27 protein-coding genes and 1 tRNA gene are annotated in these 24664 nt (G+C 71.8%); 13 read left to right on the forward strand and 15 right to left on the reverse strand.

The genetic code is table 11. The features are described from left to right. Positions 1-5 precede the first annotated feature (5 nt). The 4 genes from FB470_RS12715 to FB470_RS12730 all read right to left on the reverse strand — a co-directional run bounded on the left by FB470_RS12715 (position 6) and on the right by FB470_RS12730 (position 4052). Positions 6-1154, reverse strand: coding sequence for a beta-1,3-glucanase family protein (locus tag FB470_RS12715; protein ID WP_306991341.1), 1149 nt, complete (start codon positions 1152-1154; stop codon positions 6-8). Between the two features lie 1067 nt (positions 1155-2221). Beyond that, positions 2222-2500: a PASTA domain-containing protein gene (locus tag FB470_RS12720; RefSeq protein WP_306991342.1), complete on the reverse strand. Its 279-nt coding sequence runs from the start codon at positions 2498-2500 to the stop codon at positions 2222-2224. Between the two features lie 535 nt (positions 2501-3035). Then, positions 3036-3299: a DUF3040 domain-containing protein gene (locus FB470_RS12725; RefSeq protein ID WP_306991344.1), complete on the reverse strand. Its 264-nt coding sequence runs from the start codon at positions 3297-3299 to the stop codon at positions 3036-3038. A gap of 66 nt (positions 3300-3365) precedes the next feature. Beyond that, complete coding sequence (locus FB470_RS12730; protein ID WP_306991346.1) at positions 3366-4052, reverse strand: SRPBCC family protein; 687 nt, start codon at positions 4050-4052, stop codon at positions 3366-3368. A 145-nt stretch (positions 4053-4197) separates the two neighbouring features. On the opposite strand from FB470_RS12730, the gene FB470_RS12735 reads away from it, so the two are divergent. After that, positions 4198-5586 (forward strand): MFS transporter, encoded by a 1389-nt coding sequence (locus FB470_RS12735; protein ID WP_306991348.1) that lies wholly within the window; start codon positions 4198-4200, stop codon positions 5584-5586. On the opposite strand, the gene FB470_RS12740 is transcribed toward FB470_RS12735, so the two are convergent. The 3 genes from FB470_RS12740 to FB470_RS12750 form a co-directional block, all read right to left on the reverse strand. After that, positions 5575-6795, reverse strand: coding sequence for an MFS transporter (locus FB470_RS12740; RefSeq protein ID WP_306991349.1), 1221 nt, complete (start codon positions 6793-6795; stop codon positions 5575-5577). The genes FB470_RS12735 and FB470_RS12740 overlap by 12 nt on opposite strands. 209 nt (positions 6796-7004) lie before the next feature. After that, entirely contained in the window at positions 7005-7757 is a 753-nt protein-coding gene (locus FB470_RS12745) for a ZIP family metal transporter (protein ID WP_306991351.1), read from the reverse strand. An 80-nt stretch (positions 7758-7837) separates the two neighbouring features. Beyond that, positions 7838-8038, reverse strand: a complete 201-nt coding sequence (locus tag FB470_RS12750; RefSeq protein WP_370876462.1) for a MerR family transcriptional regulator — start codon at positions 8036-8038, stop codon at positions 7838-7840. Between the two features lie 268 nt (positions 8039-8306). On the opposite strand from FB470_RS12750, the gene FB470_RS12755 reads away from it, so the two are divergent. Then, positions 8307-8570: a hypothetical protein gene (locus FB470_RS12755; protein ID WP_306991353.1), complete on the forward strand. Its 264-nt coding sequence runs from the start codon at positions 8307-8309 to the stop codon at positions 8568-8570. Here FB470_RS12755 and FB470_RS12760 read toward each other — a convergent pair. Next, on the reverse strand, positions 8567-8899 hold the full coding sequence (locus FB470_RS12760) for a hypothetical protein (protein ID WP_306991355.1): 333 nt from the start codon (positions 8897-8899) through the stop codon (positions 8567-8569). The two genes, FB470_RS12755 and FB470_RS12760, sit on opposite strands and share 4 nt — an antisense overlap. A gap of 65 nt (positions 8900-8964) precedes the next feature. Here FB470_RS12760 and FB470_RS12765 point away from each other — a divergent pair, with 65 nt between their 5' ends. Both FB470_RS12765 and FB470_RS12770 read left to right on the forward strand, forming a co-directional pair. Then, entirely contained in the window at positions 8965-9906 is a 942-nt protein-coding gene (locus tag FB470_RS12765; RefSeq protein WP_306991357.1) for a PE-PPE domain-containing protein, read from the forward strand. Positions 9907-10049: 143 nt separating this feature from the next. Continuing rightward, on the forward strand, positions 10050-10634 hold the full coding sequence (locus FB470_RS12770; protein ID WP_306991359.1) for a TIGR03086 family metal-binding protein: 585 nt from the start codon (positions 10050-10052) through the stop codon (positions 10632-10634). Between the two features lie 9 nt (positions 10635-10643). Here FB470_RS12770 and FB470_RS12775 read toward each other — a convergent pair whose 3' ends face one another. Beyond that, entirely contained in the window at positions 10644-11600 is a 957-nt protein-coding gene (locus tag FB470_RS12775) for a helix-turn-helix transcriptional regulator (protein ID WP_306991362.1), read from the reverse strand. A gap of 265 nt (positions 11601-11865) precedes the next feature. On the opposite strand from FB470_RS12775, the gene FB470_RS12780 reads away from it, so the two are divergent. Further along, on the forward strand, positions 11866-12093 hold the full coding sequence (locus FB470_RS12780; RefSeq protein WP_306991364.1) for an Imm74 family immunity protein: 228 nt from the start codon (positions 11866-11868) through the stop codon (positions 12091-12093). Between the two features lie 228 nt (positions 12094-12321). Here FB470_RS12780 and FB470_RS12785 read toward each other — a convergent pair whose 3' ends face one another. Beyond that, positions 12322-12660, reverse strand: coding sequence for a hypothetical protein (locus tag FB470_RS12785; protein WP_306991365.1), 339 nt, complete (start codon positions 12658-12660; stop codon positions 12322-12324). 47 nt (positions 12661-12707) lie between these two features. On the opposite strand from FB470_RS12785, the gene FB470_RS35745 reads away from it, so the two are divergent. Further along, complete coding sequence (locus tag FB470_RS35745; protein ID WP_370876663.1) at positions 12708-13220, forward strand: tyrosine-type recombinase/integrase; 513 nt, start codon at positions 12708-12710, stop codon at positions 13218-13220. On the opposite strand, the gene FB470_RS12790 is transcribed toward FB470_RS35745, so the two are convergent. Further along, a tRNA-Lys gene (locus FB470_RS12790) sits at positions 13182-13254 on the reverse strand. The genes FB470_RS35745 and FB470_RS12790 overlap by 39 nt on opposite strands. Positions 13255-13564: 310 nt before the next feature. Between FB470_RS12790 and FB470_RS12795 the strand changes: the two genes are divergently transcribed. After that, positions 13565-14866: an ammonium transporter gene (locus FB470_RS12795; RefSeq protein ID WP_306991368.1), complete on the forward strand. Its 1302-nt coding sequence runs from the start codon at positions 13565-13567 to the stop codon at positions 14864-14866. Next, positions 14863-15201: a P-II family nitrogen regulator gene (locus tag FB470_RS12800; RefSeq protein ID WP_306991370.1), complete on the forward strand. Its 339-nt coding sequence runs from the start codon at positions 14863-14865 to the stop codon at positions 15199-15201. Before FB470_RS12795 ends, FB470_RS12800 begins: the two co-directional genes overlap by 4 nt. On the opposite strand, the gene FB470_RS12805 is transcribed toward FB470_RS12800, so the two are convergent. From FB470_RS12805 to FB470_RS12815, 3 genes are all read right to left on the reverse strand, one after another. After that, positions 15194-15610: a hypothetical protein gene (locus FB470_RS12805; RefSeq protein ID WP_306991372.1), complete on the reverse strand. Its 417-nt coding sequence runs from the start codon at positions 15608-15610 to the stop codon at positions 15194-15196. The two genes, FB470_RS12800 and FB470_RS12805, sit on opposite strands and share 8 nt — an antisense overlap. Beyond that, a complete protein-coding gene (locus FB470_RS12810; RefSeq protein WP_306991374.1) occupies positions 15603-15968 on the reverse strand; it encodes a hypothetical protein in 366 nt (121 codons plus the stop codon). Before FB470_RS12810 ends, FB470_RS12805 begins: the two co-directional genes overlap by 8 nt. Before the next feature lie 462 nt (positions 15969-16430). Continuing rightward, positions 16431-16844 carry an acyl-CoA thioesterase gene (locus FB470_RS12815; RefSeq protein ID WP_306991375.1) on the reverse strand — a complete coding sequence of 138 codons (414 nt, stop codon included), beginning with the start codon at positions 16842-16844 and terminating at the stop codon, positions 16431-16433. Between the two features lie 100 nt (positions 16845-16944). Here FB470_RS12815 and FB470_RS12820 point away from each other — a divergent pair, with 100 nt between their 5' ends. The 5 genes from FB470_RS12820 to FB470_RS12840 all read left to right on the forward strand — a co-directional run bounded on the left by FB470_RS12820 (position 16945) and on the right by FB470_RS12840 (position 23988). Then, positions 16945-18609: a thiamine pyrophosphate-dependent enzyme gene (locus FB470_RS12820; RefSeq protein ID WP_442320542.1), complete on the forward strand. Its 1665-nt coding sequence runs from the start codon at positions 16945-16947 to the stop codon at positions 18607-18609. A gap of 183 nt (positions 18610-18792) precedes the next feature. Then, positions 18793-18996: a cold-shock protein gene (locus tag FB470_RS12825; RefSeq protein WP_094006388.1), complete on the forward strand. Its 204-nt coding sequence runs from the start codon at positions 18793-18795 to the stop codon at positions 18994-18996. 174 nt (positions 18997-19170) lie between these two features. Continuing rightward, positions 19171-20562, forward strand: coding sequence for a hypothetical protein (locus FB470_RS12830; RefSeq protein WP_306991379.1), 1392 nt, complete (start codon positions 19171-19173; stop codon positions 20560-20562). Further along, positions 20562-21518: a glutamate ABC transporter substrate-binding protein gene (locus FB470_RS12835; RefSeq protein WP_306991380.1), complete on the forward strand. Its 957-nt coding sequence runs from the start codon at positions 20562-20564 to the stop codon at positions 21516-21518. Before FB470_RS12830 ends, FB470_RS12835 begins: the two co-directional genes overlap by 1 nt. A 13-nt stretch (positions 21519-21531) precedes the next feature. Then, the gene (locus FB470_RS12840; RefSeq protein WP_306991381.1) at positions 21532-23988 is read left to right on the forward strand and encodes a serine/threonine-protein kinase; all 2457 of its coding nucleotides are present in this window, start codon (positions 21532-21534) and stop codon (positions 23986-23988) included. Positions 23989-23998: 10 nt separating this feature from the next. Here the strand turns inward: FB470_RS12840 and FB470_RS12845 are convergent, their stop codons facing one another. Further along, a complete protein-coding gene (locus FB470_RS12845) occupies positions 23999-24481 on the reverse strand; it encodes a PaaI family thioesterase (RefSeq protein WP_306999230.1) in 483 nt (160 codons plus the stop codon). Between the last annotated feature and the right edge of the window lie 183 nt (positions 24482-24664).

A 24664-nucleotide genomic window follows, 5' to 3' on the forward strand; every position in this document is an offset into this window, starting at 1 on the left:
CCTTCCTAGAACGGGGTCAGGGTGACGGTGCAGGAGGTGGGCGCGGGATCCTCGATGTAGGAGGCGAACCCGCCGACGTCGTCGAACGCGAAGCCGTACGCGCGGCCGTCGGCGGTCGCGGCGTGCATGATGCGCGCGTAGTGGTTGGTCACCGGGTTCCGGTAGAACGCGGCCGGGTCGGACACGGGCTGGTCCGGGTGGTCGAGCAGGGTGGTGCGGTTCAGCGCGGCGCCGAGCAGGGCGGCGACCGGGCCGGTGAGGCCGTCGTTGGGGGCGGCGAGCGCACCGTCGCAGAAGAGGATGTCGCGTGTGGACGGTCGGCGGATCGGGCTCGCCGTGCGGCCGGAGCCGTCCCGCACGACGAGGGTGCCGTCGGAGCCGATGCGGCCGGTGAAGGTGGCCGACCCGGTGTTCAGCCGCAGGTCCGTGCCGGTGTAGGTGGACCAGACCCGGTCGGTGTAGCTGTCGAAGTAGGTGGGCGAGAAGCGGCCGGCGTCGAGGCCGTGCCCGGGTGCGATGACGCGCAGGTCGTCCACGACGAGGTTCCCGAAGTCCGGCTGGGCGCGGATCTGGTCGAAGATCTGGGCCCGGCCGCCGGGCTTGAGCGTGCCCGTGGTCTGCGACGCGGCGCCGGTGAGCTGGATCGACAGCGGCACGCCGAACTGGTCGACCATCGTGGTGTTGCAGTGCATGCCCAGGTCGTCGAGGGTGAACTCGACGAAGTCGTGCAGGATCCGGTAGTTGGGGTCGCTGTCCACCCAGCCCGCCGGGTACTGCAGCGCCGGGCGGCCCGCGCCGTCGGTGACCGCCTTGAACCGGAGCTTCTGGCCGAGTGCGAAGTACAGGCGGCCGGACATCCTGGGCACGGTCAGCGTGGTCGGGCCGGTGGGCGCGAGCGGGATCGCGTAGTCGGTGAATCCGCCGGAACCGTTGTCGGACAAGGAAACCGGGACGATCGTGCCGTTCGGGGTGACGTGGAACTGGTTGCCCGCGCTGTCCGTGCCGACGAGGTAGCACCAGATCGAGGTGTTCGCGTAGGCGCCCGTGTTGTTGACGATCGTCAGGGGGAGCGCGGTGGCCGCGCTCGCCGGTCTGACGGTCATCGCCACCGCCCCCACGCCCGCGGCGACGAGGAAACTCCGGCGAGTCAGCATCGGCAGACCTCTTTCATCCGATCGAGTAGTGGTCTATACCAATGTGAGCGACTCCCGCGGCGACGGACAATAGGCTCATCAGGTGAAGGGTTGACAAGGAGTGTCCGGCCGCGGGACGGCAGGGAAGGGGTGGCTGCCCGTTCAGGCAGGAATCCGGCAGGTGGGTGCGCCCAGCTGCGGGAAGGTCCCGTCCGGCAGCGGGGGTCTGCGGCGGGCGGTGTGGCGGGCAGTGTGGGTTGCTCCGGGCGGCGCTGAGCTGCGGGAGGGGCCGCCCGGCGGCGGGCTGCGCCGGGCGGCGTGGCCGGGCAGCGTGGGTTGTGCCAGACCGCGTGGGTTGCTCAGGGCCGTGCCGAGTTGCGTCAGGGCCGCCCGGCGGCGGGTTGCGCGGGGCGGCGCCCGGCTGCGGGAGGGCCTGTCCGGCAGCGGCGGGCTGCGCCGGGCGGTGTGGGGTTGTCCCGGCCGCGTGGGTTGTGCCGGGCCGCGCTGAGCTGCGAGAGGGTCGGTCCGTAGGGCACCGGGGGTCTGCGCCGGTCGGCGTGGCCGGGCAGCGTGGGGTGTGCCGGGCCGTGCCGAGCTGCGGGAGGGTCGGTCCGGCAGCGGGGGTCCGCGCCGGGCGGTGTGGGGTTGTCTCAGACGGCGTGGGATTGTGCCGGGCGGCGCTGAGCTGCGGGAGGTCCCTCCGGCGGCGGGCGGCGCCCGGCCCGGAGGTGGGGCGTGCTGGGCAGGGGGAGGGCGTCTTCGGCTGCGCCGGCGGGGCTGTCCCCGCCGCCCGCCCAACGGGCCGCGGGCGCCCCCGCTCGCGGAGCATCGCCGCTCGGCGCTGGAGTATTCGGGCAGGCGGCGCCGCGCCTCGGCTGTTCGGCCGCTTGCCGCGGAGGGCCCTGGGCAGTCACCACATCGCGCCCGGCGTTTCGCCCCACTGGCGTCGGTCTTCCGGGGCGTGGTGCGGCCCGCTGCTCTCCGAGGATCGGCGCTCGGCACTGGAGTGGCCCAGCAGCCGCGCCCCGGCGTTTCGCCGCTACAGGGGGCCAGGACCACAGCGCGGCCCGCCGCTCGGCCGATCCGCCTCAGGCGGGCTGGAGCGTGTCCGCCTCCTCGGTGGGCGGCGGGGTGAGCGGGTCGTCCGCGGGGCGGCGGCCGTGCTGGGTGATCAGGACGACGGTGGCGCCCTCCTCGGCACCGGCGGCGCCGATGGGCGCCTGGGCGACGACCACGCCGTCCTCGGGCGCCGGCATGCCCTCGGGCCCGGCTGGAACCAGCCCGGCGCGGCGCACGATCGCGCAGGCGTCGTCGGCGCCCAGGCCCACGACGTCGGGCACCTCCACGACCGGCCGGTGTCGCCGCATGGCATCGAGTCTAGGCGCAGCACGGGCCGGGTATACGGGAAACGTCGATGCCGACCGAGGAGGACGCCATGGTGCATCCCGAGCCTCCGGGTCCGGAACCGATCCCGCCCGGACCGGAACCGGTCCCGCCGTCCCCGCCCGAACCACCCGTGCCGCCCACGCCGCCGCCGAAGCCGCCCGAGCCGCCGGTGCCACCGACGCCACCCGAACCGCCGATGCCGCCGCCGGACCCGCCGCTGTAGTGCGCGAGCCCGCCTGAGCACCCGGTCGCTGTGGCGCGGGGCGGCTCGGGCACGCGGCCCGGGCGGTCGGACCCCGGCGATGCCGCCGTCGTAGTGCGCAAAGCCCGCCTGCCCACCCGGACGCCGTGGCGGGGCGGCTCGGACACGCGACCCGGACGGCCGGACCCCGCCGATGCCGCCGTCGTAATGCGCGAGCCCGCCTGACCTGACCAACCCCGGACGCCGTGGCGAGGCGGCTCGGGCGCGCACCCCAGATCGTCCCAGCCGCGCACAGAACCAGGGAGCAAATCGATTCAGGGCCGCAGGGCGCCGATGCGGAGGCAGACCCCGGTGGTCAGGCTGAGGATGCCCACGAACAGCAACAGCACGTTGCTGACCGCCGCGCCGAGGGCGATCAACCCGACCCCCAGCACCATGAGCCCGAGGCACAGCAGCCGCCGGCCGAGGCCCCACTGCCGGAGCCGTCCCGAGCGCAGCGCTCTCGTCAGGTCGGGGTCCGAGATCTCGAACCACTGCTCGATCGCCCTGAGTTGCTGCTGCTCGTTTCGGCTCAACATGGCTGCCGCCCCTGGTCGCCGTCGACTGGTCCGCTCCCGCGGATACCCGGGATCAGCGCAGGTCAATCAGCCGAGCACGCGATTCAACCACGCTTCCCACGCACGCGTGAACCGCGGGACGTCGATCGACGTCCCGTAGACGTAGTGCGCCACCGCGACCGGCATGTCGATCTTGTCCCGCAGGTGGAACCGGATCAACCCGTCCACGGTGCGCAACCCGATCGTGCCGTGCCCGGTGTAGTCGACCTCGGCGTCCACGACCCCACCGTCGAGGGACAGCCGCACCCGCTCGCCGATCGAGGGGCGCTCGCCCAGGCCCAGCTCGTCGAGCAGCTTCTCCCGCGCGTCCGCGTCCGGGACCTTCGGCCCCTCCGCCTCGACGTAGGTCGCCCGCCGCCCGGGGAAGTGGCGGAAGTACTGGGCGAGCGTGTGGAAGTAGAGGTCCCAGCCCTTGCCGGTGAGGTCCTCGTACTCGCCGGTCCAGTTGTCGTCGAGGACGCCGCTGTGCACGAACCGCAACACGGCCGTCCCGCCGTCGCGCGCCTCGACCAGGTATTCGAACGCCTGGGTGCCCGCGTCCACCTTCAGGTGCCGCGGCGGGTCCCAGGCGACCACGTTCGCGGCGTCCGGATCCACGTCCTCGATCGGCTGGAACCACGCGGTGTTGCCGGCCCCGGTGCTGATCGCCTCCCAGACCTGCTCCGGGGTGGCCTCGAGGACCACTTCCTTGCGCAACTCGAATTCCCGTGACATCGGCCCACTGTCCTACCGACAAATTTATTTGTCAAGACTCGCGCGTCATCCACAGTGGACACGAGTGCCGACCGGGCGCGGCTCACGCGGGTAACTCCGGACGAGGGGTGGTTTCCACGCGGCGGAACGCGGGTACGCGCGGACGGTGCCAGAACCAGCCGAACCGCAGCAGCAGGACGTCAGCGTCGCGGATCCGGCGGTGGTGAAACGCGCCGTCGGCGCGGCCGCGATCGGCAACATCACCGAGTGGTACGACTTCGGCGTCTACGGCTACCTCACCACGACGATCAGCAAGGTCTTCTTCACCAACCTGTCCGGTCCGATGGCGACGATCGCCACGTTCGGGCTGTTCGCGGTGTCGTTCCTGATCCGGCCGTTCGGTGGTCTGCTGTTCGGCCCGCTGTCCGACCGCATCGGGCGCAAGCGCGTGCTGTCGCTCACCGTCATCCTCATGGCCGCCGGCACGTTCGCGATCGGGGTGATCCCCGGGTATTCGGCGATCGGCATCGCCGCGCCACTGCTGGTCCTGCTCGCCCGGCTGGTCCAGGGCGTGTCGACCGGTGGCGAGTACGGCAGCGCGATGACGTTCATCGCCGAGTACGCCCCGGACCGCAGGCGCGGATTCCTGGGCAGCTGGCTGGAGTTCGGCACGCTCACCGGATACGCCTTCGGCGCCACCATCGCCACGGTGCTGACCGCGGCGCTGCCCGAGGACCAGCTGCTGAGCTGGGGCTGGCGGATCCCGTTCCTGATCGCGCTGCCGATCGGCGCGGTCGGGCTCTACCTGCGGCTGCGGCTGGAGGAGACGCCGGCGTTCGAGCAGTTCATGCAAGCCGAGGGCAAGCAGCGGAACTCCGCCGGGCAGGAGTTGCGCGCGATCTTCGGCCGGTACTGGCCGGCCATGCTGCTGTGCGCCGGCCTGGTGCTGGCCTGGAACGTGACCAACTACATGCTCACCAGCTACATGCCGACCTACCTCACCGAGACGCTGCCCGGCCACGGCCGGGACGGCGTCGGCGAGACCGTCGCGCAGATCCTGCAGATCGTGGTGCTGGTGCTGCTGATGGTGGTCGTCACGTTCCTCGGCCGCCTGTCCGACCGGTTCGGGCGACGGCGGATCGTCATGACCGGCTGCGCCGGGCTCGTCGTGCTGTCACTGCCCGCGGTGCTGCTCCTGCGCGCGGGCGGGGACGTCGCGACGTTCGCCGGGCTGGCCGTGATGGGCCTGACGCTGGTGTGCTTCTCCAGCACCCTGCCGTCGACCTTGCCGGCGATGTTCCCGACGCACATCCGCGCCGGGGCGCTGTCGATCGCGTTCAACATCTCCGTGTCGCTGTTCGGCGGCACCACCTCGACCGTGATGGGCGCGCTGGTGGCCGCCACCGGCGACCTGAACTGGCCCGCGTACTACCTGATCGCGGCCGGGATCGTGGGCGCGGTGTGCATCCACTTCACCCGGGAGTCGGCGGGACGGCCGCTCCAGGGCTCGCCGGCGATCGTCAGCCCCGACGAGCCCGCCGCGTCACGCGGCTGACGTGGCGAGGACCGGTTCGACGACCCGGCGGCGCGACCGTTGCAGCGCGAGCGTCGCCACACCCGTCGCGGCGAGCGTGACCACCCCCGCGACCAGCAGGGCCTCGCCCGCGCCGAGCCGCTCGCACATCCAGCCCAGCAGCGGCGCCCCCGTCGCACCCGCGGCGGCGGCGACCGCGCCGTCGATCGACAGCACCCGGCCGCGCATGTCCTCGGCCGAGTCGAGCTGCAGACGGGTGGACTTCGCGGTGTCGATGAGGACCGCGCCCGCGGCGATCGGCAGGATCACCGCGCCGAACCCGAGCATGCCGGGCAGGAAACCGCTGGCGGCCTGCAGGACGCTGGTCACCGCGGCGGCCCCGAGGAGCAGCGGGATGGTCAGTTCGCGGACACGGGCCGCGATGATGCCGCCGAGGACGGTGCCGACGGCGAACACCGACGACAGCAGGCCGTAACCGGCGGCGCCCGAGGCGAGCGGTCCTTCGGCCATCGCGGCCATGGTGACCTGGTAGTTGCGGCCCAGCCCGGACAGCGCGAACCCGAGCGTGAACAGCACGACCAGGACGTGGCTGCGGCGCACGTAGGTCAACCCCGCGCGCACCCCGGCGCGCTCGGCCTTCGCGACGGCCAGCGGGTGCAGCTCCCCGGTGCGGATCACCAGGACGGTCACGATGACGGCGACGAAGCTGCCCGCGTTGAGGACGAACAGCAGCGCGTCACCCACCGCCGCAGCCAGCACACCGGCGAGGCTCATGCCGAGGACCCGGCCGGCGGAGTTGACCAGCGACCCGAGCGCGAGGGCGTTGCCCAGGTCCTGACGGGGGACCACCTGCCCGGCGAAGCGTCCCAGCGCCGGCGACTCGAACGCCCCGACCACGCCGGCGACCGCGGTGAGGCCGTAGATGGTGACCAGTGGCATGTCCTGCCACACCATGACGGCCAGCAGCAGCGCGATCACCAGGTGCGCCGACTGGCCGGCCAGGATGATGCGCCGCGGCGGGAACCGGTCGGCGACCGCGCCCGCCCACGGGCCGATGAGCAGGGCCGGGAGCGTGGACAGCAGCACCGACAGGCCGACCGAGGTGGCCGAGCCGGTGCGCGCCATGACCACCCAGTTCAGGCCGAGGACCTGCATCCAGGTACCGGTGACCGAGACGAGGTCGGCGGTGGCCCACAGCCGGTAGTTGTGGTTTCCGAGCGCGCGAAGCATCGGCGGCACGTTTCGCCGCAAGGTGTTTCCTTCCGAAGAGCCGGGGTTATCCCGAACGGGTCCCGGCAGGGGGACGTACTCAGTCCTGGGCGCTGGCCCAGGCGCGGTCCCACGCTACCGGCCGCACAAGGGTCTGTCGGCCTCTTCCTCTTGTGGCGCTGCCGACAGCGGGCGCTGCTAACACTTCTCCGGTGTGGCGAGCGCCGCAGTCAGCTCAACCGCTCGATCGCGAAGGCCGTCAGGAAGCCGAGGGCCGTCACCAGACCAGTCGCCAGCCCGGCCCGCTCGAAGGCCTCCGGGACCATCGTGTCGGCGATCATCGCGAGGATCGCGCCCGCCGCGATCGCGGTGATGACCGCCACGGTCGCCGGGGACGCCCCGTCCAGGAGCAGGTTCCCCAGCAGCGCGGACACCCCGCTGGCCACCGCGATGCCGCCCCACACGCCGAAGACGTACCCGGCGCCGCGGCCGGCCTGCTTCATGCCGGCCGCGCTGGACAGGCCCTCCGGCACGTTGGAGATGAAGACGGCCGCGAGGACCGCCACCCCGACCCCGCCGCCGCCCAGCAGCGACAGGCCCAGGACCACGGACTCCGGCACGCCGTCGAGCAGGGCGCCGATGGCGATCGCGCTCCCGCTGCCGCTGACCTCGCTCTCCGACGGCTGCCGGCCCCGCGAGCGTTTGCGGTGCCGCGCGCCCCGCCGCGACAGGGCCGCGTTGGCCAGCACGTAGACGATCGCGCCGCCGACGAACCCCGCCGCGGTGGCGGGCAGGCCACCGGTGCGTTCCGCCTCGTCCATCAGGTCGAAGGCGAGGGCCGAGATGAGCACACCCGCGCCGAACGCCATCACGTAGGACACGGCCTGCGCCGGTATGCGGACGAACCACGCCACGAGCGCACCGAGGACCAGCGCGGCCCCGCCGACGAGACCCCACCACGCCGCTTCCAGCCAGACCGGCACGCGCGCCTCCTCCCGTGACCCCGTGATCCTCTCCCGGGGCGGGCGCCGGCGCAGGCCTGTCCTAAGAGGACGATGTGGTCCTAGACCCCGCCGGGTCGGCGTTCGCGGAGGGCGTCGAGTTGTTTGCGCACGTCCTCGACGTCCCAGCGGTACTGGCCGCCGGGTGTTACCAGTGCGGGGCGGATCCACCCGCGCTCGGCGTAGCGGCTGATCGAACGCCGGGACAAGCCGAGTTCGGCCGCGAGTTCGCCCGAGCCCACCGTGCGTCGGCGTGCAGACATGATCGTCACCGTATTGGGTGACCCCCGGGCGCTGCGCGGCCGATGGCCTTCTTGGCCCGCATAGCCCCGATGTCCCTGTTGCCCCGGTTGACCCGGTTGGGTTATTGAGGTTGCCGCCGGTCAGCGCAAGCATCGCGGTGAGCCCGCCTGCCGACTCCCTCGTCCCGGGCAGGTCCGGGCGGGCTCCCCTACGCTTCGGGACGACTCTGCGAACGCTTTCCCCGTAACAGGCGTGCGACCCGGCCGACTTCCGGGCTGGGAGGACGACATGTCGAGATGGCGGCAACTGCACCGGGCGGCGGTGGACGCCGGCGCCGACCAGGCGAGCCGTCGCGTGCTCCGCCGCGTGACGTGCCCCCTGTGCGGCGCGCGGCGGCGGGAGATGCGCGTCTTCGGCACGCCGCGGCACGACGAGTCCGGGCGCCCCAAGTCGCGCCGGCAGATCCGCGCCGAACTGGCCGATCTCGCCGCGGCCTGGCAGCCGGACCCGCGGTGCGACCGCTGCCGCCGCTTGCGGGTGGACCGGGGCTAGCGAGGCCGCGGGCAGCGGCGCGTGTGATCGTTTCGGGCGTCCGGCTCGCCCGGCGCCCCGCCCAGGTTCTCGGCCGGCGACCTGCCGTCCGCGATGTCCGGGCGCAACACCAGCGTGGCAAGCAGGGCCTGCTGCCGGAGCAGGCCGGGGTCCAGCGGTTCGCCGTCCGCCACGCCCTTGGCGAGCCGGGCACCGAGATCTCCAGCCGCGGCGCGGCCGGCCTCGCCGCGACCGGGCTCGGCGCTCGCCGCGGACTGGCCGACTACCGCGGCACGCGCGGCTGCCGGACCACCTCGGCCGGGCTTCGCGGCGCTGACGTCCCGTTTCATCGGGATTTCATGGCCCGCCCCTACGTTCGCCCGTGTCCGGTGGGAACTGGGGAAAGGAACAGGGAATGCTGTCGAAGACCAAGCGCGTCGCCGCGGGAGTGGCGGCGCTGGCGATGGCCGGGGGCCTGGCCGTGGCGGGAGCGCAGAGCGCGTCGGCCGACGGGTCCTGTGCGCACACGAAGATCTTCGAGCTCGGGGGGACCGGCCACGGGGACGGCGTCGACTACTTCGCGTTCAACGCCACGGTGCCGGCGGGCGTCGCCACCGAGGTGATCGTGTACCCGGCCGAGATCGCGCCGCTGCCCGGTCACGCGAAGACGATGGACCAGTCCGTCGCCGAGGGAATGGCCGGTCTGGACCGGGCGGTGCGGGACTTCCACGCCGCCTGCGGCGATTCGACGATCATCATCACCGGCTACTCGCTGGGCGCACTCGTCGCGGGCAACGAGCTGGAAGCGCTTACTGCCTCCAGCGACATCCCCCACCACCTGCTGAAGGGTGTGCTCTACGGCGACCCGAGGCGGCCCGGTGACCCGGCCGCGGGCAGTGACGGCACCGCCGCCGGTGGCGCGGGCGGCGTCGCGACGAACCTGCCGACGTTCATCGGGGGCATCACGCTGCAGGGGCCGCGCCCGAGCTACGGCGACGTCGAGGTCAAGGAGATCTGCAACCAGAACGACGGCATCTGCAACTCGGTGAACCCGTTCACCAACCTGGCGGCCTTCGCCAACGGGATCGCCGGTTACCTCGGCGGCGACCACGGCGCCTACGCGATCAACCCGCTCGCCGACGTCGACCAGCCGTCGAAGTTCGTGCTGCAGACGCCGAAGATCCCCTACGGCCCGCCGCTGCCGGTCGCGGTGCCCAACCCGTACCAGATGTTCAACGGGAACTTCCAGCCGTCCCAGGACGCGGTGCGCGGGATCCGCGACTCCGTGCGGACGGTGCTGCCTCCGCAGCTGTGGCAGCAGCTCGTCGCCCTGTGCCCGTGGATCGAGCAGCTCTGACCGTCCGCTGAGGACATTCGGGGCCCGGCGTGCCGAGGGGGTGCGCCGGGTCGTTCTCGTCTCCGGGAGGAGTGCCGGTGGTGTTGCTGAGAGAGTTCGAAATTAGGCAAGATCTGTGCCTATTGCGGCCGTACTGTTGGCCCATGACCGAAAACAACTGGCGCGAACTGCTCGAGCGGAGCCATCAGGCCCTGGCCACCACGGTGGCGGCGATTCCGGACGACGGCTGGAAGCTCCCGACGCCGTGCGCGGAGTGGAACGTCACCCAGGTCGTGCAGCACGCCGTCGGCGACCAGATCGCCTACACCAGCGCATTGACCGGCGGTCCCGGGCCGGGCTGGAACCCGTTCGCGCCGTCCGGAACGCTGGACGTGGACGCCGCGGACCTGGTCCGGCAGACCCTGTCCGAGTCGGCCGCGGCCTGGGCCGGGGTGGACGACGACGCGGCCGACGTCCCCACTCCGCTTCCCCAGGGGCCGATGCCGGCCTGGCTCGCGGCCGGGGCGTGCGCCCTGGACGCCGCGGTGCACGCGTGGGACCTGGCGGTGGCGACCGGCTCGGCGAGCCCGCTCACCGACGAGATGGCGGCCGGGTTGCTGCGGGTGGCCGAGGAGATCGTCGAGCCGCTGCGGTCCTACGGTGCGTACGGGCCGGTCGTGGACGGCGGCGGAAGCCCGGTCGACACGCTGCTGCGCTACCTGGGCCGTCGTCCGGAGTGGACGGTCTGACGGGGGCGGTCACGACGTGGCCCGGGCGTAGCGCGCCGCCAGGGCCCGGATCATTTCGACGAGTTCCGGTGGATCGGTGACCGTGAAGTCGGCGCCCAGCATGCCGACGTGCACGGCGAGGGTGTCGAGCGAGTCGGCGCCGGTGTGCAGGGTGCAGGTGTGGGCGTCGACGGCCGTGACGACGCCGACCGCCGGGTTGATCCGCTCGGTGATCTGCTCCGCCGGGGCGTGCACGGTGATGTCGGCGCGGTAGCGCCAGCCGGCCGACGACACCCCGCGCATCACCCGGTCGACGACGTCCTCGGGCAGGTCCCGCGGCGTGAACCGGGGGCCTGCCGGTGGTTTCGGCGTCATGCGGTCGACGCGGAAGGTGCGCCAGTCGCCGCGGTCGACGTCCCAGCCGACGAGGTACCAGCGGCGGCCCCAGTTCACCAGCCGGTAGGGCTCGACGACGCGGCGCGTGTCCGCCCCGGCGTGGCTGTGGTAGTCGAAGCGAAGGCGTTCACGGTCGCGGCAGGCGGCCGACAGCAGGGTCAGGACCTCAGCGGTGACGCGCGGGCCGTCGTCGGTGCGCGCCACCGGCACGGCGTAGGTCTGCAGGGCGCGGACGCGGGCGCGCAGCCGGTTCGGCAGGACCTGTTCCAGTTTGGTGAAGGCGCGCAGCGACGTCTCCTCGATGCCCGCCACGGTGCCGCCGGCGGCGGTGCGCAGGCCGAGCGCGACCGCGACCGCCTCGTCGTCGTCCAGCAGCAGGGGTGGCAGTTTGGCGCCCGCGCCGAGCCGGTAGCCGCCGACCGCGCCGCGGGTCGCCTCGACCGGGTAGCCGAGGGTGCGCAGGCGATCGATGTCGTTGCGGATCGTGCGGGGACTCACCTCGAGGCGGCCGGCGAGCTCCGCGCCGGTCCAGTCGCGGGGCGTCTGCAGGAGCGAAAGCAACGCGAGCAGCCGCGCCGAGGTTTCCAGCATGAGGGCAGCTTAGGCAGCAATTAGGCAGGAAACGTGCCGGTATGCCCCGGCTGGCGGCGGTAAAGCCGGCGATCACCTACAGCGGCTCCGCCTCGTTCACGAGCTACGGCGCAGACGGCATCATGTGCACAATGAGCGGCGAGGTGGTCGAGACCGCGCACAGCGCGGGCGGAACGCGGTAAAGCGGGACGAACCGCTCTCACCAGGCGTAAGAGTGGGGCGCCTGGGCTCGAATCCAGAACTCGATGGTTGGAGGCAGACCCCCATGATCACCATCCCCTCTCGGGGCTATCTGGATCTGGACGTCGGAGGCCAAACGATCCGGCTTCAAGGCGAAGGGTTCCGGCAAGGTCCAGTCGACTTCGTCGTTGTTGGCGCCCAGATACGACGTTGGGACGACGGAGCAGAGGTGACTGAGAGCGAACGCGAAGCGATCCTTGACCATCTCTTGGCCTGCGCGGCTCGACAAGGGCTCACCATCGAGATCGACTGAAGCTACTCTTGGTCCCCTGCTGAGGTGATCTCCTCGCGGCGCGGGTTCACCCCTGCCAGTCCGGGTGGTGCCGGTCCAGGGGCTGCCGGAGGCCGCGAAGCGCCCTTGACCGGTGCCGGCCGGGCTGGCTGCCTTCGGGTGCGGCGCGAGGAGGTCACCGGTGGTAGCCCCTCCCCTGGTCTCCGAAGCGGTGCCGGGTCCAGGGCGGAGCCCTGGCCGCAGGAGGCCCTATTCGTTCCGGACGTCCTCGACGTGGAAGTATCCGACCGGCTTGGGTCCCTCGGTGATCACAACCACCGTTCCTGTTTGGATCCGGTAGGGACTGGCGTTCTCGACCGCCAGCCAACGCCCTTCCGCTGGTGAGACCAGCGCCCCCGGCATGAGGCTGCGCAGCAGGAACGACGCGAGACCAGTACGCGCTGTCTCGGGCGGGACGAATGCGTTGGCGACGTAGTCGTGTTCGTCGTCGGCGCGTGGAGGCCCTGAGCGGCGTCCGCCCTGTTCAGGCATCAGCCAAACGACCCGGCCGCGGAACGGGAACCGCGCGTCGCTAGGAAACTTCGCCACGAGGGCCAGTATGGCGTCTCGACGGGTGGCCCAGGACGGAGCAAGCGATGCCGGGACCGCCGGCCGAAGCGGAGCGGCAGGCCGTGCGGTTCCCGGCGGCGGCGCGCTCGCGCGCCGCCCTTGATCGGCGGGCGCGGGTTGCGGCCAAGCGGGGCGTGAAGCCGGAGGAGCTGACCGGCTGGGTCTTCCCGAACAGCAAGGGAGGCCTCCGGGAGGCGAGCAACCTCCGGCGGGACTGGCGGGCCTTCCGGGAACGTCACAAGATCGGCGACTGGTTCACCCCTCGGACCTTCCGGCGCACCGTGGCTACCCTGGTCACGGAGGCGCTGCCTGCCCGGGAAGCCAGTGACATGCTCGGCCACTCGCGGGTCTCGCAGACCACCGACACTACGTCGGGCGCATGGCTCCGTCCCGGAAGCCGGCCGAAGTGCTCCGCGTGCTCGGTGGGTCGAAAAACGGCAGCAAAGCGGCACCAAGATCAACAGGCGAACCGCCACAACCGCTCTGACCAGGCGAAAGAGTGGGGCGCCTGGGGCTCGAACCCAGAACCTACGGATTAAAAGTCCGCAGCTCTACCAATTGAGCTAACGCCCCGCGAAGCTCAGCTTAGCGACCACCGCCCGCCACGCGCCGCAGGGGTGACCAGCCGCGCCGGCGGGTAACGACCGTCCGCGCCGCGCCGACGAACGGCAACCCGCGCCACAGCCGCCCCCGCCCCAACGCCACAGCCGCCCGCCCGAAAGCCACGGCCGCCCCCGCCCGAAACGGTCATCCGGGCCTCAACGCGGCGCCCCCGGTGTGAGGGCTGCCACCCGTCATGAACCGGCAACACGGCTGTAACACGTCGCGGTTACGTTACGCCGCCGATATGCACGTGTAACACCGAGAGGCGGGTTGAGGGGCAGTGATCGACACCGGGGACACGGCCTGGCTCCTCGTCTCGGCGGCGCTCGTCATGCTCATGACACCGGGCCTCGCCCTGTTCTACGGCGGCATGGTGCGCTCCCGGAGCGTCCTGAACGTCATGGTGCTGACCTTCGTGTGCCTCGCGGCCGTCGGCGTCGTCTGGCTGCTCTTCGGCTACTCGCTCGCGTTCGGGGACAGCGTCGGCGGCGTCATCGGCGACTTCGGTCTCGCCGGGTTGCACGGGCTCGGCGAACGGACCGTGGGCCCGCCCGGCCACCAGGTCCCCCTCCTCGCGTTCGTCGCCTTCCAGCTCATGTTCGCCGTCATCACCGTCGCCCTGCTGGTGGGTGCCGTGGCGGAGCGGGCCCGGTTCTGGCCGTGGCTGCTGTTCGTCGTCGTGTGGGTGACGGTCGTCTACGTCCCCATCGCCCACTGGATCTTCGCCTTCGACGGGTACCAGGCGCCCCACGGCGGGTGGGCCGCGAACAAGCTGCACGCCCTCGACTTCGCCGGCGGGACCGCCGTCGAGGTCAACTCCGGTGCCGCCGCGGTCGCGCTCGCCCTCGTCATCGGCAACCGCCACGGCTGGCCCCGCCAGGCGCCCCGCCCGCACAACCTGCCCTTCGTCATGTTCGGCGCCGGCCTGCTGTGGTTCGGCTGGTTCGGCTTCAACGCCGGCTCCGCCCTCGGCGCCAACGGCGTCGCCGCCACCAGCTTCGTCAACACCACCGTTGCCGCCGCCACCGCCGTCCTCGGCTGGCTCGTCGTCGAACAACTCCGCGACGGCAAACCCACCACCCTCGGCGCCGCCTCCGGTGCGGTCGCCGGCCTGGTCGGCATCACCCCCGGCTGCGGCTACGTCGAACCCCTCGGCGCCGCCGCCATCGGCGTCATCGCCGGGGTCGTCTGCTCGCTCGCCATCGGCCTCAAGTACCGCCTCGGCCTCGACGACTCGCTCGACGTGCTCGCCGTGCACGGCATCGGCGGCTTCGCCGGCATGCTCCTCGTCGGCCTGTTCGCTTCGACGGGGGTGAACAGCGCGGGCGCGAACGGCCTCTTCTACGGTGGTGGCCTCGACCAGCTGTGGCGTCAGGCGGTCGCGACGTTGGCCGCGCTCGGCTGGTCGCTCGTCGCCACGCTGGTCATCGCGTGGGTCATCCACCGCACACTCGGCCTGCGGGCCGATCGGGAATCCGAACTGGACGGCATCGACGAGGCCGAACACGCGGAAAGCGCCTACGACCTGGCGGTCCACCCGAGCCGCCGCGGCGTGGGCGCGGGAGGAGAAGTGCATCGGTGAAGCTGCTGACCGCGGTCGTGCGCCCGTTCGTGGTCGACGACGTCCGCGACGCCCTCGAGCGGCTCGCGATCCTCGGCATGACCGTCACCGAGGCGCAGGGGTACGGCAGGCAGAAGGGGCACCGCGAGGTCTACCGCGGCGCCGAGTACCAGGTCGACTTCGTGCAGAAGCTGCGCGTCGAGGTGCTGCTCGACGACGACCTCGTCGAACGCGCACTGGAGGCGGTCGTCAAGGCGTGCCACACCGGGCGCATCGGCGACGGCAAGGTGTGGGTGACACCGGTTGACACGGTCGTCCGCGTCCGCACCGGCGAACGCGGCTCCGACGCTATCTAGACGCGGTGCGCCGCAGCCAGAGCAGCCCGATCACCGGCAGCACGAGCGGGATGAACAGGTAGCCCTCCCCGTAGCCCGACCACACGGTCGCATCGGGGAAGGCCTCCTGGTCGAACACGCTCAGCGTCCCGACGACGAGCACGCCCAGCAGCTCGATCCCGATCGCCGCGACCGCGAGCCGGAACGAGCCCTCCCCGCGGCGGGCCAGCGCGATCGTCGCCACGATGTAGATCACCGCGGCGACCGCGGACAGCGTGTAGGCCAGCGGGGCCTCGTGCCACTTCGTGGAGATCTGCACGGCCGCCCGCGAGGTCGCGGCCAGCGCGAAGATCCCGTAGACGGCCACCAGGATCCGGCCGGGGCCGGTCGCGGTGTTGCGCCTGGTCCGCTGCTGCGAAGGCTCAGCCATGTCCGGCACCCCAAATCTGGTGGATCCGCTCGACCATCACCGGGATCGCCAGGCAGGCGACGCCCAGGATGACGGTGCTCGACCGGCTGCGCTCGGCCAGCGCCCAAGCCGCGCCCACCGGGAGGATCACCAGCGAGCCGACGAGGTAGGCCAGGTAGGTCACCATGCTGTGCGGCCGGTCGCCGGCGATGAGCAGCACGATCCCGATGACCAGCTGCGCGACGACGAGCGCCTCGACCACGCCCAGCGACACCAGCAAGGCGCGTCCCGGTTCGCGGCCGCGCGCGGCGGAGACGAAGGCCCACACGGCGACCAGTGCCGCGCTCGCCGCGACGACCACGCCGAACCCAGTGATCACCCGTTCTCACCCACCGTCGAACTCCGTTACCGGTCGCAGCTTAGCCGCGTGCCGTGCAGCACCGGCCGGCAGGAGCAGCGCCGGCGGACAATTTCTCACCATTTTCGCGTCCACCCGGATGGCCGTACCGCACCCGGGTGTTCGATACGGCGATGACCAGTCCAGAGGGGCCAGGAGCAGCCTGTTACGCGGCGAACGGGTGGTGGAAACCCCACCTCGGTCACTGTGGGTAAGACCAGAAAACCCTGCGCACCGCCGGTTCGGCGGTGCGGCGCGCCCGGTCCCGGGAGGCACCATGAACCCCGGGCAGGGACGTGCGCATCAGGCGAGGGGGATTCGCGTGATCTTCCATTTGACGTGGCGCGGGAATCCGGACCGGATATTCGCGACGGTCATTTCCCTGGCGACGGCGCGGTCGCCGGGGCTGCGGCCGCCCGGCCGCTGTCCGCGGGCGTGCCCGTGTCACGCGGGCTTGAGCGCGGCCAGCGACTCGCGCAGCTTCCCCTCGATCGGCACCGGGCGACGGGTCTCGCGGTCGACGAACACGTGCACGAAATGACCTTCGGCGACCGGTTCGCCGCGGTCCTCCCGGAATATCCCGATCTCGTAGCGGACGCTGCTGCGGCCCAGGTGCCCGACGCGCAGGCCGACCGACAGCACGTCGGGGAACGCGACCGAGCCGTGGTAGTTGCAGTGCGACTCGACGCAGAGCCCGATCACGCCGCCGTCGTGGATGTCCAGCCCGCCCCGCTCGATGAGCCACGTGTTGATCACGGTGTCCATCAGGGCGTAGTGGACGACGTTGTTGACGTGCCCGTACACGTCGTTGTCCTTCCACCGGGTCGGCACCTGCTGCCAATGCGGGTACGAGGTCACGGCCCGCAGCCTAGGCGGTTCTACTCTGGGGTGACCGTTCACTCGTCGGGAATCTCAAGATCACTTGACCGGACCAACGCCGCGCTGGGAACCTTTCCCCATCGGGTACGAAGAGAGATGGACCGTCGCCGAGATCACGGTCCGGGTGCTGGTGGACGCCGGGGTCCGGCGTGCGTACACCGTTGCCGGTGACTCGTTCCTCGAGCTCCTCGACGCCCTCCGGTTCGAGCCGCTGCTGGCGCTGGTCACCGCGCGGCAGGACACCGGTGCCGCGTTCATGGCCGAGGCCGAGGGCAAGCTGCGCGAGGTGCCTGCCCTGCTGCTCGGCGGGCCGGGCCCGGGCGTCGCCGACTTCCTGGTCGCCGTCCGCAGCGCCTACCAGGACGGCACCCCGATGGTCGTGCTGGTCGAGGAGCGGGCGAGCGTCCGGCTGAGCGGTCCCGGCATCCAGGACGGGCTCGCCGAACTGGACCCGCTCGCGCTGTTCGGCCCGTTCGCCAAGTGGACCGGGCGCGCCGAGACGGCCGCGCAGGTGCCGGTGCTCGCCGCGCAGGCGGCGCGGGCCGCGCGCGCCGGGCGCAAGGGGCCGGCGGTCCTGGCCGTGCCCGCCGACTTCTGGGTCGCGCCGTTCGACGGCACGATCCCCGAGCCCGAGCCGCTTCCGGACGACACCGGCGCGGTGCTGCGGTCCGCGCACGAGGTCGCCGCGTTGCTGGCGGACTCACGCTACCCGGTGGTGATCGCCGGCGGCATCGGCCGCGCCGCCCGCAAGGACCTGGTCGCCGCCGCCGAGCAGCTCGGTCTGGCCGTCTACACCGCGTACCGCCGCCAGGACAGCTTCCCGGAGAACCACGCGCGCTACGCCGGTCATCTCGGCCTCGGGATCCCGCCCGGTCAGCTGGACGCGCTGGAGCGCGCCGACGTGGTGCTGGCCATCGGCACCCGGCTGGACGAGGTGACCACGCAGAACCACCGGTACCCGACTTCCGGGCAGACGCTGGTGGTGATCGGTCCCGGGCTGCCCGCCACGCACCGGCGCGGGCTGACGTTCCGGATCGACTGCGAGATCGCCCCGTTCCTCAAGCAGCTGGTCGCGGTCGGCGTCGCCCGCTCGCGCCGCAGCTCGGCCGCCAACGCCGCGACGCACACCCACATGACCCCGCCGCAGACCAGCCCGGACCACCCCCTGGTGCACCCCGCCGACGTGGTCCGCGTGCTGCGCAAGGTCGCGCCGGAGGACACGGTGGTGACGGCCGACTCGGACAAGACCGCGCGGTTCGTGCACCGCTACTGGTGCTTCACCGAGCCGCACACCCAGATCGAGCCGCCGGAGGGCGTGCGCGGGTACGCCGTCCCGGCCGCGCTCGGCGCGAAGCTCGCGGCCCCGAAGCGCACGGTGGTGGCGGTGATTTCGGACACCGCGGCGATGATGACCGGGCAGGAGCTGGAGACCGCGGTGCGCCACCGCGCACCGATCCTCGTGGTGGTGTTCCAGAACGGCCTGTACGCCGACATCGCCATGCACCAGGCGGCCAAGCACGGGCGGCTGAACGGCGTGTCACTCACGGCGGTGGACTTCGCGGCGTGGGCGCGGTCGTTCGGCGCGGCGGGCTACACGATCGAATCGCCCGAGCAGCTCGAACCGACCCTCACGCGGGCGCTGCAGCACCAGCGTCCCAGCGTCGTCGACGTGCGCACCGACCCGGACGTGATCGACCCCGACACCCGCCTGTCCGCCCTGTTCCAGCGTGTGCGCAAAAGCTAGCGTTCCGGGCCGATCTGTGATCTACTGACGTTGGTCTTCGAAGATTTTGTGTTCGTGCTCAGTCACGCTCGCAAGATTTGGCGGGCGTAGTGGTTCCCCGGTCGGGGAGGCAAACCGATCCGTCATTGACCCGGTGCACCGGAGCGGTGTGCCGTTTTGTTTGCAGTATATGGAGATTTTTTCATGGCTCAGGGCACCGTGAAGTGGTTCAACTCCGAGAAGGGGTTCGGCTTCATCACTCCCGACGAGGGCGGCGGCGACGTCTTCGTCCACTACTCGGAGATCCAGGGGCGCGGCTTCCGCACCCTGGAGGAGAACCAGCGGGTTGAGTTCGAGATCGGCCAGGGCCAGAAGGGCCCGCAGGCGACCGGCGTCAACGTCCTCTGATTCGACTTCGAACGGCAGCCCCCGTCTCATTGCGAGGCGGGGGCTGCCTTCGTTTGCGCGCCTTCCGATAACGGTGTTCGCACGACGCCCGCCGATCACGCCGACCTCGGTCCGGAAGATCGTGCCGTCCGGTACCTTCATGCCCGTGTGGTTCGAGGGCGAGGGGTGGAACCGATGACTGCTACCGCGACGCGGCCAGCCGTGCCCGGTGGCCCCGGCGGTGGTGTGCCGGAACCCGCCACGTCCCCGAACGCCCCGCGCTCCGGCCTGGCCGGCCTGTTCGACCTGCCCGGTGCCGCGGTCCGCGGTGTCGTGCGCTCCGCCCGCACCACGCCCGGCCGTCTCACGGTCATCGCGGTCGGGCTCGTCGTGCTGGCCCTGGTCACCGGGGTCGTCGCGACGATCACGTTGCAGGAGCGCAAGAACACGATCAACGACCTCGTCGACCACCGGGAACCGCTGGCCGCCGCCTCGCAGGAGGTCTACCGCTCGCTGTCGGACGCCGACGCGACCGCGGCGAGCGCGTTCCTCGCGATCGGCGTCGAGCCGGCGCCGCTGCGCCAGCGCTACGACACCGACATCGCGCGCGCCGGTGTCGCGCTGGCGAGGGCCGCGTCCGACTCGGCGGGTGTGGCGGAGGCCGCCGCGCAGGTGGAGGTGCTGTCCCGCCAGCTGCCCGTCTACACCGGCCTGGTCGAGACGGCCCGCGCGAACAAGCGGCAGGGTTTCCCGGTCGGCTCGTCCTACCTGCGCGAGGCGTCGAACCTGATGCGCACGACGATCCTGCCCGCCGCCGAGGACCTGTACCGCATCGACACCGACGGCCTGGCCGAGGAGCAGGACGACGCGAGCGGTGTCCCGTGGGCGGCCGGGCTGCTGGTGCTCGCCCTGCTCGGCGCGCTCGTCGCGACCCAGGTGTACCTGACGCGCAAGACGAACCGCGTCCTCAACGTCGGGCTCGTGGTGGCCACCGCGGCCACGGTCGTCGCGTTGCTGTGGGGCGCGGTGGCGGTGACCGTGCAGAGCGTGCTGGTCAGCTCGGGCGACGAGGACGGCAGCCACCAGGTGGACGTGCTGGTCCGCGCCCGCATCGCGGCGCTGCAGGCCCGCGCGAACGAGATGCTGACGCTGGTCGCCCGCGGCGACGGCGGCGGCTACGAACAGGACTTCGCCGAGCTCGCCCCGCAGGTGACCGGTCTGCTCGACGAGGCGAGGGGGTTCGCCACCGGTGACCTGGCCCGCGAGGTCCAGGGTGCGGCCGACAGCGCCGAGCGGTGGCTGAACACGCACCAGGAGATCCGGGCCAAGGACGTCGACGGCGCCTACTCCGACGCGGTCAAGCTCGCCGTGGACTCGTCGGTGCAAGGCGGCGCCGCCACCACGTTCGCCAACCTCGACGACGCGCTCGTGGCCGCGATCGGGCACGGCCGCCAGTCGTTCCTCGACGACACCCGCGCTGGCGACCGCGCGCTGACGCTGCTCGCGCCGGGCTTCGCGGTGCTCGCCGTGGTCGCGGCGGGCGGCGCCACGATGGGGATCCGTGACAGGCTGAGGGAGTACCGCTGATGGCTCGGGGGAAGGTGGCCGCTCTCGTGGCGGCCGTCGCGCTGCTGGCCGCCGGGTGCGGCAGCGCCGGGACGCCGGCCGACCCGGCGCCGGTCGGTGACGTGCAGGCGCCGTTGCCCGCCGGGGTGGGCGGCGGCGACACCAGCAGCGGCAGTTCGGCCGACAACAACTGCGACACGCGCAGCCTGTCGCCGAACGGCTCGATCCCGAACGGGTCCACGATGGACAAGATCCGGGATCGCGGCCGCCTGATCGCTGGTGTCGACCAGACCAACTTCCTGTTCGGGTTCCTCAACCCCTCCAGCGGCAACCTGGAGGGCTTCGACATCGAGATCGTCAAGCAGATCGCGGCGTCGATCTTCGGCGACTGGCAGGGCCACGTGCAGTGGGTGGCCATCCCGTCGTCGGCGCGCGAGCAGGTGCTGAAGGACCACCAGGTCGACATCGTCGTCCGGACCTACAGCATCACCTGCAGCCGCATGAAGGACGTCGCGTTCTCCGCACCGTACTACCAGGCCGGGCAGGCGGTGCTGGCGCCGAAGAACTCCGGGGTGCGCGGCATGTCCGACCTCGGCGGCAAGCGCGTGTGCGCCGCGACGAACTCGACCTCGCTGGCCACGATCGCCAAGGCGCAGCCGCGGCCGATCCCGGTGTCGGTGAACAACTGGTCGGACTGCCTGCTGCTGATCCAGCAGGGCCAGGTCGACGCGATCTCCACCGACGATGTGATCCTGGCCGGCATGGCGCGGCAGGACCCCAACCTCGAGGTCGTCGGTCAGCCGTTCACCCGGGAGTTCTACGGAGTGGGGATCCCGCTCGGGCAGGACGACATGGTCCGGTTCGTCAACGCCGTGCTGGAGAACGTCCGCAACGGCAGCGCCTGGCAGAACACCTACAAGTACTGGATCGAGCCCGCGCTCGGCCCGGCGTCGCCGCCGGCCGTGTCCTACCGCTGAGGGGGCGCCACCCGTGTCCGAAGAGGAGCGCCGTCCGCGTCACGCACGCCCGGACGACCAGCCGATCACCGGCTCGCTCGACGACGAGCCCCGCCGCACGTCGTTGCACGAACCGGTGCCCTCGGCCGCCGAAACGCAGATCATCGAACCGGTCCGCCCGCCGGCGCAGCCGGTGCAGCCGGACGACGTCCAGCTCACCAGCGTGCTCGCGTCACCGGCGCCGATGACCGAGATGATCCGCCCGCCCGCGCCGCCGCCGGAACCGAGCGGCCCCGGCGTGCTGCCCGACCCCGGTACCGACAGCGTGCTGCCCGAACAGTCCAGTGGCCACACGGGTTCGGGCAGCCGGCCCGGCACCGGACCGGGCACCGGCACCGGGGCGTTCCCGGGCACCGCACGGCGCACCGGACGGCGATCGCGCCGCGGTCGTCTCGGCGCCGGGCTGGTCGAAGTGCCGCCGGTGCCCTACCGCGACCCGGCGTCGGCCGTGCTCACCAACCCGGTGGTGTCGGAGGAGAAGCGCTACTGCGGCAACTGTTCCGCCAAGGTCGGCCGTGGTTCGGCCGGACCGGAGGGCGTGTGCGAGAAGTGCGGCACGGCCTACTCCTTCCTGCCCACGCTGCAGCCCGGCGACCTGGTCGGCGGGCAGTACGAGGTGCTCGGCGCGATCGCCTACGGCGGTCTGGGCTGGATCTACCTCGCCAAGGACCGCAACGTCAACGACCGCTGGGTCGTCCTCAAAGGACTGATCGACACCGGTGACCCGACGGCCGTCGCGGCGGCGGTGAACGAGACCCGGTTCCTGGCCGAGGTCGAGCACCCGAACATCGTCAAGATCTACAACTTCGTGCAGCACCCGGACGCGCGCACCGGGCACGCCATCGGCTACATCGTGATGGAGTACATCGGCGGCCAGTCGCTGCGCCAGCTCGCGCTGGCCCACCAGCGCGCCGCCGGCCGGCCGGAACCGCTGCCGATCGCCCAGGTGATCGCCTACGGCCTGGAGATCCTGCCCGCGCTCGGCTACCTGCACAGCCAGGGGCTGCTGTACTGCGATCTCAAGCCGGACAACGTGATCCAGACCCACGAGCAGCTCAAGCTGATCGACCTGGGCGCGGTGCGGCGCATCGACGACTACACCAGCCCGCTGTTCTTCACCACCGGTTACAGCGCGCCGGAGCTGACCACGCACGGTGCGTCGGTCGCCTCCGACCTCTACACCGTGGGCCGCACACTGGCCGTGCTGAGCTTCGAGTTCAACGGCTACACCACGAAGTACAAGGCCGGGTTGCCCACGCCGGACCAGGTGCCGCTGTTCAAGCTCTTCGGCTCCTACTACCGGTTCCTCAAGCGCGCGACGCACCCGGACCCGGACCGGCGGTTCCTCTCCGCCGAGGAGATGGCCGACCAGCTGGCCGGTGTGCTGCGCGAGATCATCGCGATGGGCACCGGGAAACCGCGTCCCGCGGTGTCCACTGTGTTCGGTCCGGAGACCAACGCCTTCGGCGTGGACCTGGTAGTGCCCGAGGCGGGCTGGACCGTTCCGCTGCCGGACGCCGTCGAGGTCGTGTCCGGCCTGCCGATCCCGCAGGTGGACACCGACGACCCGGCGGCGGGCATCCTGGCCACCACGACGGCCGTGGACCCGCGCAGCGCCATCGACGCGCTGGCCGGTGCGCCGCCGGACTCGATCGAGGTGCGGCTGCGGATCGTCCGCGCGCGCATCGAGCTGGGCGAGCTGGCCGAGGCGAGCCGTCAGCTGCAGGCGGCGCAGTACCTGGCGATCCGGGCGGGCTACCCGCACGACTGGCGCATCGACTGGCACCGCGGGCTGATCGAGCTCGCCGGCGGGCGGCCGCGTGTCGCGAACGTGGCGTTCGAGACGGTGTACGACGACCTGCCCGGCGAGATCGCGCCGAAGCTGGCGCTCGCGGTGAGTGCCGAGGGCATCGGTGACTACTTCACCGCCGCCCGGCTGTACGAGCAGGTGTGGCGCACGGACCGGGCATACGTGAGCGCGGCCTTCGGCCTGGCGCGGGTGTACCTGGCGCAGGGCGCGCGGGCGGGGGCGATCGAGGTGCTGGAGTCGGTGCCGTCGGCGTCCACGCACTACGTCGCCGCGCAGGTCGCCGCCATCAAGATCAAGACCCGCGCGGCCGGCCCCAGCACCGCGGTCAGCGAAGCCGATCTGGTGGACGCGAGCTCGAAGCTGGAACGGCTGCGGCTGGACGCGGAGCGGCACACGCGGATGTCGGCTGAGGTGCTCGAGGCGGCGTTCGCATTCGTGCAGGGCGCCCCGCCGGGATACCGCACCAGCGCGAAGGTCCTGGGCTGCGAACTGTCCGAACGGGACGTTCGCTTCGGACTGGAACGCTGCTACCGCACGCTGGCGCGGCTGGCGCACACCCCGGGCGACCGCATCGAACTGGTCGACCGCGCCAACTCGGTCCGGCCGCGCACGCTCACCTGACCGCGCCGCGTCAGGGGTTGATGTCCCAGTCCTCGCGGCGGCGCGGTTGCTGGGTGAACTTGCTGAGTGCGTCCGGGTCGCCGTGGTTGGTGAAGTGCTCCAGTCCGACCTGGACGAACAGCCCGCGGGCGCGCAGCGCGACCGGGCCGTCCGCGGAGTCGAGGTGTCCGTCGGCGCTGGCGTAGATCTTGCGCCCCGCCACGCCGTCCACCCGCGCCGCGATGAACAGCGTCGTCCCGACCGGGACCGGCCGCAGGAAATCCGTTTCCAGCTTGCCGGTCACCGCGGGGCGGCGCAGCAGGTTGCCGACGGCGGATCCGAGCGCCTCGTCGAACGCGCACGCCAGCAACCCGCCGTGGGCGAGGCCGGGCGCGCCCTGGTGCGCACGCGTGACCGGGAACTTCGAGTACACGACGCCGCCGTCACCGACGGTGGAACGCATGTGCAGTCCGTTGTCGACATCGCCGCACCCGAAGCACTCCGCGTAGTGCATGGCCAGCTCGGTACCGGGTCCCGGTGCCTCCGGGTGGAACCGCGGCGCCTCGGTCTCGACCGGGGGCCACGGAGTCGCAGGTCGGCGCTTCTCGCTCACCTCGACACGGTAACCGGTTCTAGCGCGAATCACGCGGGGTACCCCGGCTTCGGAGAGACAAAAACCACGAGAAGAGAGAAAATC

Origin of the sequence: Amycolatopsis thermophila (assembly GCF_030814215.1) — a bacterium.
Taxonomy (GTDB): Bacteria; Actinomycetota; Actinomycetes; order Mycobacteriales; family Pseudonocardiaceae; genus Amycolatopsis_E; species Amycolatopsis_E thermophila.